This window comes from Prevotella sp. tf2-5 (assembly GCF_900115435.1).
Lineage (GTDB): Bacteria > Bacteroidota > Bacteroidia > Bacteroidales > Bacteroidaceae > Prevotella.
In genome coordinates, this window is the sequence record NZ_FOWK01000009.1 from 137,806 (window position 1) to 152,021 (window position 14,216).

Consider the following 14,216-nt stretch of genomic DNA (forward strand, 5'->3'; position numbering starts at 1 on the left):
TGTGATTGTTTCGCAAACTGTAATCTGTAATCTGTAATGCGAGGAGATCCCGGTATCTGCGAAGGCTTGATCCAATATCTCCTTCACCTTGTTCCAATATCTCCTTCACCTTGTTCCAGTATCTGTTATAGGGGTATTCCAGGCATTGGAATAGGGGGATGGGAGATACTGGGATGAGGGATAGGAAGTATCAAGTTATAGTAATTGTATTGTTACATTAAAAAAAGGGGCATCCGGTAGTGGGTGCCCCTTTGAATATGGATAGGATAGGGATTAGTCTTCCCAGTTCTCCTGAGTCTTACGAACATAGCTCTTGTAACGGAGCTGTGCCATCTTCTGAGCCTCAGCGAAGAGTTCCTCAGCCTCGTTAGGATAAGCCTTCTTAACAGACAGGTAACGAACCTCACCGAGCAGGAAGTCGTGGAAGTTCTCCCAGTTAGGCTCCTTAGAGTCGAGAGAGAACGGATTCTTGCCTTCCTCAGCAAGTGCTGGGTTGAAGCGCCACAGGTGCCAGTAACCGCACTCCACAGCTTTCTTCTCCTCAGCCTGGCTCTTACCCATGCCGCCCTTAGCCTTCAGACCGTGGTTGATACATGGAGCGTAAGCGATGATGATAGAAGGTCCGTGCCATGCCTCAGCCTCGCGGATAGCCTTCAGTGTCTGAGCGTGGTCAGCACCCATAGCGATCTGAGCGACATAGACATAACCGTAGGTGGTAGCGATCATACCGAGATCCTTCTTGCGGATGCGCTTACCCTGAGCAGCGAACTGAGCGATAGCGCCGAGAGGTGTAGCCTTAGAAGCCTGACCACCGGTGTTAGAGTAAACCTCAGTATCGAGCACGAGGATATTCACGTCCTCACCAGAAGCAATCACGTGGTCGAGACCGCCGTAACCGATATCGTAAGAAGCACCGTCACCACCGATGATCCACTGTGAACGCTTCACGAGGTAGTGATCGAGGGTCTGCAGCTCCTTGCAAATCTCGCAACCCTTAGCAGCGCAAGCGGCGATTTCCGCACGCAGTTTAGGAGCAATCTCCTTGGTCTTGTCGGCATCGTCCTTGTTGGCGATCCACTCCTCGGCGAGAGCCTTGTATTCGGGAGTAACGTCGCACTTCTCGCAAGCCTCAGTGAGCAGCTTAGCCACGCGCTCCTTCATCTTCTTGTTACCCAGAGCCATACCGAGACCGAACTCACAGAAGTCCTCGAACAGAGAGTTGTTGAAGCATGGACCCTGTCCCTTCTCGTTCTTGGTGTAAGGAGTAGAAGGAATAGAAGCAGAGTAGATAGAAGAGCAACCAGTAGCGTTGGCGATCATCTGACGGTCACCGAACAGCTGGCTGATCAGTTTCACGTATGGAGTCTCACCGCAACCAGAGCAAGCGCCGGAGAACTCAAACAGAGGCTGTGCGAACTGTGAGTTCTTCACGTTGCTGCGGATGTCAACGAGATCCTGCTTAGACTTAACCTCCTTCACGAGATACTCCCAGTTCTTAGCCTCCTGCTTCATGTCAGCAGCGTCAGGATTGAAGGCTACCATGGTGAGAGCCTTACCCGTCTTAGGATTACCTGGGCAGATATCAGCACAGTTACCACATCCGAGACAGTCAAGAACAGAGGTCTCGATGCGGAAGTGCATACCCTTCATAGCGGCAGGAGCCTTCATCTCGATCGTGTCGTCGGCGGCAGCGAAGCCCTTGATCTCGTTCTCGTCGAGGACGAACGGACGGATAGCTGCGTGAGGACAGATATAAGCACACTGGTTACACTGGATACAGTTCTCTTTGTTCCATACGGGAACGAAAGCCTCCACACCACGCTTCTCGTAGGCGGCAGTGCCAACCTCCCAAGAACCGTCGATAGTGCCGTGCTTAGCGAAGTCAGAGACTTTCAGCAGGTCACCAGCCTGTGCGTTGATAGGACGAACGAGCTCCTTAACGAATGCGGGAGCGTCATCCTGCTTCTCAGCATCGTCTGGCAGGTTAGCCCACTCAGGTTTCACGGTCAACTTCACATACTCACCACCACGGTCGATAGCGGCGTAGTTCTTGTCAACCACATCCTGACCCTTTGCTCCGTAAGATTTCAAGGCGGCAGCCTTCATCTTCTCAACAGCGAGCTCTACAGGGATGACCTCTGTGATACGGAAGAAAGCAGACTGCAGGATGGTGTTGGTGCGGTTGCCCAGACCAATCTCCTGTGCGATCTTCGTAGCGTTGATGGTGTATACGGTAATATTGTTCTGTGCGAAATAACGCTTTACCTTGTTAGGCATGAACTTCTCCAGCTCGTCGGCGTCGAAGATGGTGTTCAGCAGGAACTGACCGTTCTTCTGCAGACCACGGGTAACGTCGTACATGTGGAGGTAAGCCTGGACGTGGCAAGCCACGAAGTTAGGTGTGGTCACCAGATAGGTAGAGCGGATAGGTGTGTCACCGAAACGCAGGTGAGAGCAGGTGAAACCTCCTGACTTCTTAGAGTCGTAAGAGAAGTAAGCCTGGCAATACTTGTTGGTGTTGTCACCGATAATCTTCACGCTGTTCTTGTTAGCACCAACGGTACCGTCAGCACCCAGACCGAAGAACTTAGCCTGGAACATACCAGCACCACCGAGTGCAATCTCCTCAACCTCAGGCAGTGAGGTGAAGGTAACATCGTCTACGATACCAATGGTGAAGTGATCCTTCGGAGTTGGCATAGCGAGGTTGTTGAACACAGAGATGATCTGTGCGGGAGTGGTGTCATGAGAACCCAGTCCGTAGCGGCCACCCACGATGAGAGGACGGTCCTCCACATCATAGTAAGCATCCTTCACGTCGAGATACAGAGGCTCACCATTAGCACCGGGCTCCTTCGTGCGGTCGAGAACGGCGATGCGCTTCACTGACTTAGGAACAGCGGCGAGCAGGTGCTTCACTGAGAATGGACGATAGAGGTGTACACTGATCATACCAACCTTCTGACCGTTAGCGTTCAGATAGTCGATAGCCTCACGGGCAGCGTCGGTGGCAGAACCCATCAGGATAATCATGCGGTCAGCATCCTCGGCTCCATAGTATGAGAAGAGGTGATACTCACGACCCGTGATCTTGGACAACTCGCCCAGATATTTCTCTACAACCTCAGGTACTGCATCGTAGTAGGGGTTGCAAGCCTCACGGTGTGTGAAGAAGGTCTCGGGGTTCTCAGCGGTACCACGGGTGATAGGACGCTCAGGTGACATAGCACGGTCGCGGAAACGCTTGATGTACTCTTCCTTTACGAGAGGACGAACATCCTCCTGGTCGAGCAACTCAATCTTGTGATACTCGTGAGAGGTGCGGAAACCATCGAAGAAGTTAACGAAAGGTACGCATGTCTCCAGAGAGGCAAGGTGAGCGGCAGCGGTCATATCCATTACCTCCTGTACGGAACCCTCACAAAGCATGGCGAAACCAGTCTGGCGGCAAGCCATGACATCCTGGTGGTCACCAAAGATACAGAGAGAGTGAGAAGCCAGCGTACGGGCAGAAACGTCAAATACGCAAGGAATCAACTCACCGGCAATCTTGTACATGTTAGGAATCATCAGCAACAGACCCTGAGAGGCAGTGAACGTCGTGGTGAGCGCACCAGCCTGCAATGATCCATGTACAGCACCTGCTGCACCTGCCTCTGACTGCATTTCCTGAACACTGACGGTCTGACCCCACAGGTTCTTACGACCACGGGCAGCCCACTCGTCAACATGCTCCGCCATAGGAGATGACGGAGTGATGGGATAGATAGCAGCAACCTCAGAGAACATATAGCTCACGTGAGCCGCAGCCTCGTTACCATCACATGTGATAAACTTTTTTTCTTTTGCCATTTGTTTAGTCAATTAAAATTAATAATTTTCGATATTTCGATATTTCGATATTTCGTGATTTCGTTATTTCGGGATTTCGTGATTCCGGGATTTAATAGAGGAACCCCAACAACCATAACGGGATCTGATTGTCTTTCCCTATCTCCGTGTTATAACGGGCATAGATGGTGTCGGGTGCGTACCTTATTTTAAAATGAATATTCGCATCACAGATGCGGAACTTGATTTTCTCGTCTACGACATAGATAGAGTCACGGGCTCCTTGGTTGACCTTATGGTCTTTCCACAGGGAGTTGACGAAGAATGTCTCCATGGCGTTCTGCTTCTCCACATGAATGGGGTAGATGGCATAGAGCAGGTTGGAGTTGTGAAGCATCACTTTCGCGGGCTTCTTGGGGAAGTCCTGTCCAACGGGGTAAATCATATTAAGCAGACGGGCATCCGTCAGGTACTTGATATAGTTCATGACGGTGGCACGACTGGTCTCGATGTCTTGTGCCAGTTTACTGATGTTAGGGGCTTTGGGACCTTCCGCTGCCAGTTCGTAGAACAGTTTTTTGATCTTCGTCAGGTATTTCAGCTCGATCTGCTTGATGAGCAGGATGTCCACCTCGGTCATCATGTTCATTGTCTTCAGCAGGTTCTCGCTATAGTTACGCTGCTCCTGGAAGAAGGGGTAGAAGCCATGATGGATGTAATCCTGAAAATACTTGTTGGGTGATACTTTGGGAAGTATCTGCTTGATAATCTGCTCGTGGTTGTGCAGGATCTCATCAAGGGTGTAGGGCTTGAAGTCATTACCCGTCATCAGGTTGATGAACTCACGGAAGGAGAACCCGCGCAGGTTATAGCTCTTTACAATACCGTTGAGTTCTGGATTCTCCTCTTTCAAGCGCATCACGCTGGATCCGGTGAATACAATCTTCAGTCCAGGATGCTCGTCATAGCATCGACGCAACTCTTCCGACCAGTCAGGCTGTTTGAACACCTGGTCAATCAGCAGGACACGACCGCCATTGTGGTAGAACTCACCAGCAAAGTCGGCAATGCCACGCCCCTGGAAATAAAAGTTGTTCATGTTGATGTAGAGACACTGCTTATCCTGAATGTCAAAATGCTCCTTGGCATACTGGAGCAGGAAGGTGGTCTTTCCTACACCTCTCGTCCCCTTGATACCAATCATGCGGTCACTCCAGTTTATCTCATCCATCAGGGTGCGACGAACAGGGGCATTGACATGCTCTACCAGGTAACGATGCGTACGAAAAAAAGCCTCCATTAAATTAGATTTGTTTTAAAACAGATGCAAAGGTAATACTTTTCCTCCAAATTGCAAAGCAGAGATTGCAAAATCTTGTGAAAATGCATTATTTTTGTTCTATCTAAATAAGAAAAGGAGCCTTTGCAGCTCCTTTCTCCTTAGAATTTATAGCCGATGGTTCCCATGAACCATAGTCCTTTTTGTGGAATCAGACCTGTGGACATACCGCTCTGTGAATACTTGTGATTGAAGAGGTTATGGATGTTGAAGGTCAGTTCCAGGTTATTAATGGTGTAGCGTGCTCCCAAATTGACAAGTAGTCTGGCGGGGTAGTCTTTCTGGACTGTAATCTCTTCCCCTATAACCGATAGACGCTGTCCGATTATTTTTAAATCCTGTTCAATCTCTGTAGTGGGATTAACCATGTATTGCTCGTATAATGTGGCGTAATAGGTTGCGAGTTGTATGTAAGTGGAATAGGATTTAGCCTCCAGGTGGTATTCTTCTTGTTTGCTGTAGAAAGACATATGGGTGTGCAGCTCAAGGTTCTTCAAGGGAGTCTTCCATGACAGTATTGAATTAGCCATGAATCTTGGGGTATTCGTAAGACGATCCAAATCTTTTCCGTAGATTTTGTTTTTGAAGACATCCTGAAAGGTCGTGTTGAAATGAACGGAGAACCGTTTCGCCTGATAGCTTCCTGAGAGTTCCAGTCCATAGGAATTCATCTCACCAGCGTTATCATGACTTGAGAACATCAGGAAGATAAGGTCCTTGGCGCGGTTGTAGAATGTGTTGATCTCGAAATTGAATCCCTTGAACCATTCCACAGCGTTGAAGGTTAGCTGCAGGGAGTGTAGCGACTCTGGGCTAAGGTCGGCGGAGACACTGGTGTCCTCAAAGAATTTCGCTAGTACGAAGTTTGTCTTACGATATAAATAAGGAGCATCGATAAACGATTTCGAGTAACTGAGTTTCAGGTTCCACTTGGGTTGCATGTAGATTAAGGCTACACGTGGTGAGAACTCACGGATATGCGAGTCATCGTAACGTTGCTTATAGTCGAAGCGCAGTCCCGCGTTCAGGATGAAGTTCTTCCATTGGTGCTTGAGTTGTATAAAAGCGTTGAGGTTGCTCTCGTGTCCTGTTCCATAATCCTGGATCTCTTTCATTTCAGGGAGTGTGTTGAAGTACTCATAGCCAAAAGTATAGCGCACGTCCTCCAGCTTGAAATAACTGTATTCCGATCCAAAGGAGAAATTACCTTTATGGTTCTTGTTACTGAGATAGTTCCAGTCTCCCTGCAGTTTGACACCTATGGTGTTCTCCTGACCATTGATATAACGGTAGATGCCTGCTTTGTCCTCCAACATCTTCTGGACGGTTTCATTGAAAGGGAGCAGTGATAAGACGGATGTGGTAGGCTCCTCGGTAATGACCTGGTAATGTGTCAGGTCACTGTTGTCGTATGTCACGGTACCTTTCAGCCATACCTTACCCAGTTGTTGGTTGTAGCTGATATTCGCATGGTGTGAAAGGGTCGTGTAACTGGGACGGATACCATTGAAAGTCTTGTACTTCTCTATATCATATGGTGAGTAGAAGAACATCATGGTCAGGGGGGCTTGAACCTGTGAGTACTGAGTGTTGTAGAAGAATTCCAAATGCTTGTACTTGAGAGACAGTCCAATATCAAATGACGGCTTGTTACCGATACCGCCAATTGTGATATCGCCAGAGTCGAATTTCATACCAGTATCTTCCTTGTCGATATAGCGTTTCTCACCCTTCGCTTTGTATATACTTCCCCATAACAGGAAGTCCACGTCGAAGTAGCGCTTACCGAGCATGGCATCAGCACGGAGTTGTCCGAAATTACCGATACCAGCCTTCACTTTTACTCCGTCGATGTCTGCGCCCTGCCATGTGATGATGTTGACAACGGCAGTCAGTGACACACCACCATAAAGTGAGGATGCAGGACCACGCAGCACCTCTATCTGTTTGACCTTCTCCAAACTGATACTATAGTCAGGTGCGGCGATGTTGGTACAATAGCTGTTCAGACGGTGTCCGTTGACCATGATGAGGATCTTCTCCTGACTATTACTGTAGATGCCACGCATAGCGATGTTGATGTCATCATTACAATCGATGACATGCATACCGGGGACGTAAGCGGCAAGTACTTCCTGCAGGTTTGAGGCTCCGCAGCTGCGTATCATCTCTGTCGTGATCAGGGTGGTGGGCACAGGAACCTCGTTCAATGTCTCCGACTGACTGGATGCCGTGGTGATGGTAGCCATTCGTCCTGACTTGATACGCTCCACCATATCAATAAAACGTTGGGGGTCATTGGCGTTCGTACTGAAGTAAGGATTCTCCGCCAACAGGAATCTGGTCCTTTCCTCAGCCTCCTCATCCTGGTCCTTACCCAGACTGCATAAGGCGAGCAGTCTGTAGGCACTCTGCAGGAGGTTGCTGGGGAATCTTTTCAGATTCTCCGTCAGTATCTTCTCAGCCTCGTCTAATCTTCCGATATTGTAGCTCTCCTCCGCATTATCATAGATACTACGCAGTTGATCGTACTCATTCTGAGCAGAGACATGATAGTGACATCCTATTAATAATAATATGGTGAAGATGATCTTTTTCATGATTTCTTAATTGGTATAGTAATATGGAATGTGGTACCTTGTCCTTCCTGTGTGTCGAAAGACAGTGTCCCTCCATGCTTGTTCTCGATGAGATCTTTTATAATCGCCATACCCAGACCTGTTCCTTGTCCTGCGGGCTTGGTGGTGAAGAAGTTGTCGTAGAGGTGTTGCTTTACTTCCTCTGTCATACCCTCTCCGTTATCCTCCACATCGATGAGCAATGTATCATTGGACATACTCACTTTGACAGTGATGACAGGCTTATAGTCATCACCCAGTCGCTGACTTTTCTTCCATACCGTATAACAGGCATTGTTCATCAGGTTCAGGATGGCGCGGCTCAGGTCTTGCGGAATAACCATGATAAGAGGCATGCCCTCTTGGTATTCCTCATGGATACTGATGTTGAAGCTCTTATTGTTGGCACGCATGGCATGATAGGAGAGCCATACGTATTCCTTGACGATATGTGGGATGTCAGAGGGGATGAACTCATTCTCCTTGCCTCTTGATACCATCAGGATGCCTTGTATGATACTGATGGCACGCTCTCCATGCTCCACGATTTTCGCCATGTTCTCCTTAAGGTCGGCGACAATATCCTCCACCTCCTCACAGTCTTCCTCGGGAAGCTTGTCCTTATTGTCTTCCACAATCTCCATCAGGTCTCTCAGTAACTTGTCTGACATCTTACTGAAATTGATGACAAAATTCAGCGGGTTCTGTATCTCATGGGCGATACCAGCGCTAAGCATACCTAAAGATGCCAATTTCTCTTGTTGCTTTAACTGCTGTTGTAAAGTGTCAATCTGTTTCTCCATAGCCATCCGTTATTTAAGAATTGGTAATATAATGGAAAATTCTGTATATTCGTTTTTCTCTGATGTCACAGTGATGTCACCTCCGTAGTTCTGTATGATCTCACGACTGAGATAGAGTCCCACACCAGATGCCTCACCAGTGGTCTTGGTGGTGAAGAAGGGGTCGAAGATCTTATTGATGATCTTATCCTCGATACCAGTACCGTTGTCACGGATGAGTATCTGCACCTTGTCATCATTCTGTGTCATGGTAAAGTCAATCTCTGGTGTCTCCTGGGCTTGTTGGCGTTTCGACTTTTTAACCACGGCGTATATAGCATTACCCAGCAGACTCATGAATGTCTTGCTGAGCAACTCTGGATTTGCTAGTATATAAATAGGTGTGTCGGGATAATTAAATTCCGTCTTGATATGATATGTTATAATATCTTTCTCATAGTATTTCCTCATCATCTCCATGTCTTGCTTGATCAATGAGCTGATGTCCATCTTGATGACGCCACCGGAACGGTCTTTCAGCATCTCCTCCATCGCCTTCAGGGTACGGGTGGTATTGGCACCATGCTCTCCGACCTTCTTCAAGTTGCCTTTCAACATCCCGAGGATGTCAACGGTGTCCTCGTAATTCTCCGGGTTCATATGCTCTTTCTCATCCTCGATGTTGGCAGTGACATCCTCCACCAAACCTTCAGACAGTTTCGAGAAATTGTTGATGTAGTTCAGCGGGTTGAGGATACGGTCGATAAGACCCTGGGTCAGTTTACCTACCGTCGCCATCTTCTCCTGTCGTACCAGCTCGTTCTGAGTCTCACCCAGTTCTGCCAGCGCCGTCTCCAGTCTCTTTGATTTCTCCTCAATCTCGTCTTTCTGCTTGACGACCTCAGCCGTACGGTCTTGGATGATAGTCTCCAGACGTATCTTCTCCTTTCCTAACTGACGGATACGCCATAGCACGGTGGCATAGATGAGCAAGGCGAACAACAGTAAGTAGAGGATCTGCGTGTACCATCTGAGATAAATAGGAACCTCTATCTCGAAATTCATTTTGATGATGTTCGATAAGTTTCCATAGATGTCACGTGCCTGTACCTCAAAGACGTATTTGCCATAAGGCTGGTTGTTATACTCCGTATATGCGTCATTGTCCCATCCGCTCCATCTGCCGCCATTGATACGGAATCGGTATTGGGTGTGCAGCAACAGGGAAGGATAGTCTACGGCGTATGTGATTGTAAGCTGTCGCTCATCGCTCTTGAAACGGAAGGTACTGGGCATCTCACCGAATCCTCCCCACACAAGACTATCGTCGTTGATCGTCACAGAGCGAAAGAATACTTTCTGTTTGATGTCCCTTGTCGGATCCTTAACGGAAGCGTCTGCCACATAAATACCATTGGAGCCTCCCAGCCAGATCTTATTCTTGTCACGATATAAGGCAAGGATGGAGTAATCCATCAGCGGATATACCAGCTTACTCCATTTGTTGTCGTTGGAACCATCTTGAAGGGCGTAAAGATTCTTTCCCTGACTATTCGTCAACCAGAGGATACCGTTTGGGTCGGCATAGGAGAACAAAGGGTAGGGGAACGGGACGGTCGTACTGGCGGTGATCACGGTAGGCTGATCGTTATATATCACGAGAGTCGCCATTTCCTCCTTTCCTCCATCTTCCGTCACGATATTGAATGAGCCCTTCTGGTTATTCCAAATTCTTCCGTAGAGGTTCTGAAACCAGATGGTTCCTTTCTTGTCTTTGATGATTTTAGTGACTTTCTCTGCGTCAGAGACTTTAACGGGGGAATTGCCAGGGGTATGGAAATACACACCATCCATCTCACCACAATAGAATCCGTTGCCTTCTGGTAATACGGAAGTGGCGGTGGCGGTACTCAAAGGGGTGGTAGTTCCATTGGGGGAGATCCTATAGACACCATTCGAGGTGGCAGCCAAAAGAGACTCACCTTGTGTGGCGAGTTGCCAGCAAGCATGTGTCATCTTCGGAATCTGTTCGAAGGTGTTCCCACTATGGTAGAATATACCACCTAATGTTCCTGCATAGATGCGTCCATTGAGCATAGCAAAGGAGAGAACGGAGTTACGCAATCCGTTGTCTTGAGAGAAAACCGTATAGGCAGAAGGGACAGACACGGAGAAAATACCGTTGTCCGTGGCTCCCCATAGCATGCCATGTCCGTTATAGGCTATACGACTCACGTTGTTAGAGCATAGTCCGTTGTCCTCATGCAAATGAAATAAGACCTGTCCTTTATTGTTAAAGATGAACAGTCCGTTACCATTCGTGGCGACAGCCGTCATGCCGTTGCCGATGACGATTTTCTGTGTGACGATGACTCCGGAAAGAGGAGTGGATAAGTCGGGTTGTGGTATCTGCGCGGTTGGCGATAGGAAGATGCTGTATTGCTTGGCGGTATAGATGTTGCCGTTGCTGACAGAGAAATAAATATCTCCTTTATGTTCCCAGATATTTTGTACCTCTCCCCTGAACGCATGCTGCTCGTCCTGATCTTTCAGTACCAGTTCTCCCTTCTCATTTGCTTTTACATATCCGAAATAATTATAGCCACCAATCCATATCTTTCCTTTGGAGTCCTGATAGACAGACGTGATGCGGGTGATGCCTTTGGTATAGATGATACGCCATTCGGCATTGTCGTAATAGAGTAGTCCCTCAAAATTGGCGACATAGACAATACCTTCCTTATCTATAGTAATGTCAAAATTATATTTGTGTCCTCCATATTCCTTTACGTCAATATTCTGGAAGAACGGTACTTCTTGTGCCGTCGCGCCAATGAGTGTGACAAGGGTCAGGAAGAGGGTCAGTAATAGTCGTCTCATGGTCTTGCCTCCTTTCTGAAAAAGGTCTCATAAGGGATGTTCCTGCCGATATAATAGTTCCATTCCTCTCGTGTCAAGTCACGCTTCAGCTTCGCTTTCAGCTGCTGCTGCATGGCTTGTACGGAGATCAGTGCTCTGGAGACGTTTCCCCCCTGGTCACCTGCCCATATATAGTTCTTCTTCAGGTCGAAGGTGAAATTAATGATCCATCCTCTGGACGTATACAACGTCATCGGTTCTATCTTCGACTGGTTGGTCATCCACATGTTGATCGCCCCGTCATAACTAGAGGATGAGAGTCGGTGGCCATTGACCTTGAGTTTGGTGATCCTTGAACGGTGTCCCACCAGTTTGGAAATCTCTCCTTTCCTGTTAACAAAGTAGATCGTGCCGTCGCTCATCCCGTAGAAGTAAGTCTTCTGGTTCTTCGACTCAGCGAAAGCTGTCACCTGTCCCTTAACAGGAGTCTGTGTTGTCTCCAGCTTATTGAAACTCTTCACCAGATGCATCCTGCCTTGGCGGTCGAAGATGACAGGGTAGTTCTGAAAACGGGAACTGGTCTCTACGACAAAGGGTAATAGTTTTTCTGCTATTATGATCTCCTTTTCCGTGTCGAAAAGCGCCATGCCTCGCTCACCAAAGAGAATGAACTGATTATCGGCAGTGTCCATCGCCTTCAGCTTAGGGATGTTGACTTTGATGTTCTTGATCTGTTTTCCCCTGATGACCAGCAGCTCACCCGTACGACTCAAAGCATAGATGGCATTGGTATTACGATTGATAAAGACATCACGGAAGTCGTATCTGGGATCACTGATGAGGGTGGTGGAGGACAGGTTGTTTCCGGAGATGGTATGTCGCATCACCTCCCCATAGGTGCTGCAGGTCACGATATATCCGTCTTTTGCATCAGAGAAGGCGATATCCGTCACACTTCCCTTGTGCCTGTTCCAGATGGTCTTGTTCTGACTGGTCATCGCCAGCGCTTGGTAGATGCTGGGATGATAGATGTCTCCGTGATAACGGTTCGTAAACTCACAGACGACATTCGCCAACAAATCAGCTAGCTCGTGGTTGCCGGCGTTATATTGGGTGATGGCGGTATTGGCAAGGGTTCGTGATAATGATATGTAACTCAATGTGTCGGCGACACGCTTGGAGTGTTCCGCCTGTGTCCGCTCTTTCTCAGCGATAGCCTGTTGCTTTTTCGCCACCTGTGATGCCTCAAGGGCTTTTTGCTCGGCAATCAAAGCGTTGCGACGTTCCTCCTCAGCTTTCGTCCGTTCCTTCTGAGCCGCTTCAGCCTGCTCCTCAGCTTCCTCACGCTGCTCGTCACTGATGATACGCTGTTGGTTGGCTATCTCCTCCATTTGTGCATTGACACTCTGCATGACGACCGCCTGTTTCTCTTTCTTAGAGAGAATAGCAAGCTGTCGCTCCAGTTCTTTGACCTTCAACTGCTCCTCGGAATAGTTCTCATGCATCTTCCAGGCGGTAACTCCTACTAAGATAAGAGCACAGCCGGCAATGGCAGCAACTATTATTTGGGTGATTTTTTTCATGCTTTACGCTTCAGTGCCATCATGGTGATGTCGTCACTCTGTTCCGCATCCCCTACAAAGGTCTTGACATCCTTCAACTGTTCGTCGATAATCTCTTTACAGGACATGCCGTTAAGGGTTTTCAGCTTTTGTGCCATCCGCTCGTCTCCATATTCCTCGAAGGCATTATTGGTTGCCTCGTTGACGCCGTCGGTGTACAACACTATTGTGTCACCGACTCCCAGCTTGGTGGTCTCTCCATGATACTCCATCCCCTCTATTGCTCCCACAATGGGGTTCTTGCTGAGCGGCAGAATCTCTATCTCACCGTTGGCATGCAGGATATAGGGGGAGTTATGACCTCCGTTACAGTATTCCAGCTCCCCTGTGTCAAGATGGTAGATGCCATAGAATACTGTGACGAACATACTGTCTACAGACTCTGCGCTTAACAACTCATTTGACTTCGTCAGACATTTGCCAGGGGAGTAGTCCTGTAGTCCCACCGTGCGGATGAGGGTGCGGCTGACAGCCATGAAGATGGCTGCGGGAATACCTTTTCCGCTGACATCCGCTATCACCATACCGATACGGTTTGCGTCGATGCGGAAGAAGTCGTAGAAATCACCTCCCACATCCTTCGCAGGTGTCATCTGTGCCGCAAGGTCAATCTCCTTCTCATTCTCCGGGAATGGCGGGAAGATGCGGGGCAGGATCGCCTGTTGTATCTCACGGGCAACGGCAAGGTCTGTTTTCAGCGACTCCAACTGGGAGTGCTCTGCCTGTGCCTTCTTGATATAGTCGATCTGTTCGATGGCTTTCTCGATGGTCACACTCAGGTCATCCAAGTCGATGGGCTTGGTGGCGAAGTCGAAAGCACCGTTATTCATGGCGGAGCGGATGTTCCCCATGTCGCCATAAGCGGAGACCATGATGCATTTCATGGCGGGGTTCTGCATCTCGTTGATCTTGGTGAGCAAGGTCAGTCCGTCCATCTCTGGCATGTTGATGTCGGAGAGAATGATATTGATGTCTTTCTCCCGCAACAAGACGGTGAGGGCTTCCAGACCGTTATGGGCGAAAAAGAACTCATATTCGCCCTTGCGGATTTTCCTTCTGAAATATTGTGTCAAGAGGAGTTCGAGGTCCATCTCGTCGTCCACACTGAGAATTTTAACTGGTGTCATAATTCGGTTTAATTTAATAATGTGGCAAAATTAACGAT

General features: G+C 48.4%; 7 protein-coding genes. All 7 read right to left on the reverse strand.

Translation table 11 applies throughout. The annotated features are described in order from the left end of the window. Positions 1–273: 273 nt before the first annotated feature. The 7 genes from nifJ to BM257_RS10490 all read right to left on the reverse strand — a co-directional run bounded on the left by nifJ (position 274) and on the right by BM257_RS10490 (position 14,178). On the reverse strand, positions 274–3,852 hold the full coding sequence (nifJ, locus tag BM257_RS10460; RefSeq protein ID WP_092072078.1) for a pyruvate:ferredoxin (flavodoxin) oxidoreductase: 3,579 nt from the start codon (positions 3,850–3,852) through the stop codon (positions 274–276). Between the two features lie 91 nt (positions 3,853–3,943). Then, positions 3,944–5,131, reverse strand: coding sequence for an ATP-binding protein (locus BM257_RS10465; protein ID WP_092072081.1), 1,188 nt, complete (start codon positions 5,129–5,131; stop codon positions 3,944–3,946). Between the two features lie 140 nt (positions 5,132–5,271). Then, the gene (locus BM257_RS10470; RefSeq protein ID WP_092072084.1) at positions 5,272–7,770 is read right to left on the reverse strand and encodes a TonB-dependent receptor domain-containing protein; all 2,499 of its coding nucleotides are present in this window, start codon (positions 7,768–7,770) and stop codon (positions 5,272–5,274) included. Next, positions 7,767–8,597 (reverse strand): sensor histidine kinase, encoded by an 831-nt coding sequence (locus BM257_RS10475; protein ID WP_092072087.1) that lies wholly within the window; start codon positions 8,595–8,597, stop codon positions 7,767–7,769. The genes BM257_RS10470 and BM257_RS10475 overlap by 4 nt, the downstream gene beginning before the upstream one ends. 3 nt (positions 8,598–8,600) lie before the next feature. Beyond that, the gene (locus BM257_RS10480) at positions 8,601–11,450 is read right to left on the reverse strand and encodes a sensor histidine kinase (protein WP_092072090.1); all 2,850 of its coding nucleotides are present in this window, start codon (positions 11,448–11,450) and stop codon (positions 8,601–8,603) included. After that, a complete protein-coding gene (locus tag BM257_RS10485; RefSeq protein ID WP_092072093.1) occupies positions 11,447–13,012 on the reverse strand; it encodes a WD40 repeat domain-containing protein in 1,566 nt (521 codons plus the stop codon). The genes BM257_RS10480 and BM257_RS10485 overlap by 4 nt, the downstream gene beginning before the upstream one ends. Next, positions 13,009–14,178, reverse strand: coding sequence for a PP2C family protein-serine/threonine phosphatase (locus tag BM257_RS10490; protein WP_092072096.1), 1,170 nt, complete (start codon positions 14,176–14,178; stop codon positions 13,009–13,011). The genes BM257_RS10485 and BM257_RS10490 overlap by 4 nt, the downstream gene beginning before the upstream one ends. Positions 14,179–14,216: the final 38 nt, after the last annotated feature.

Coding starts and splice junctions, on each gene's coding strand:
- nifJ (WP_092072078.1), bottom strand. CDS start 3,852: ATGGCAAAAGAAAAAAAGTTTATCACATGTGATGGTAACGAGGCTGCG.
- BM257_RS10465 (WP_092072081.1), bottom strand. CDS start 5,131: ATGGAGGCTTTTTTTCGTACGCATCGTTACCTGGTAGAGCATGTCAAT.
- BM257_RS10470 (WP_092072084.1), bottom strand. CDS start 7,770: ATGAAAAAGATCATCTTCACCATATTATTATTAATAGGATGTCACTAT.
- BM257_RS10475 (WP_092072087.1), bottom strand. CDS start 8,597: ATGGCTATGGAGAAACAGATTGACACTTTACAACAGCAGTTAAAGCAA.
- BM257_RS10480 (WP_092072090.1), bottom strand. CDS start 11,450: ATGAGACGACTATTACTGACCCTCTTCCTGACCCTTGTCACACTCATT.
- BM257_RS10485 (WP_092072093.1), bottom strand. CDS start 13,012: ATGAAAAAAATCACCCAAATAATAGTTGCTGCCATTGCCGGCTGTGCT.
- BM257_RS10490 (WP_092072096.1), bottom strand. CDS start 14,178: ATGACACCAGTTAAAATTCTCAGTGTGGACGACGAGATGGACCTCGAA.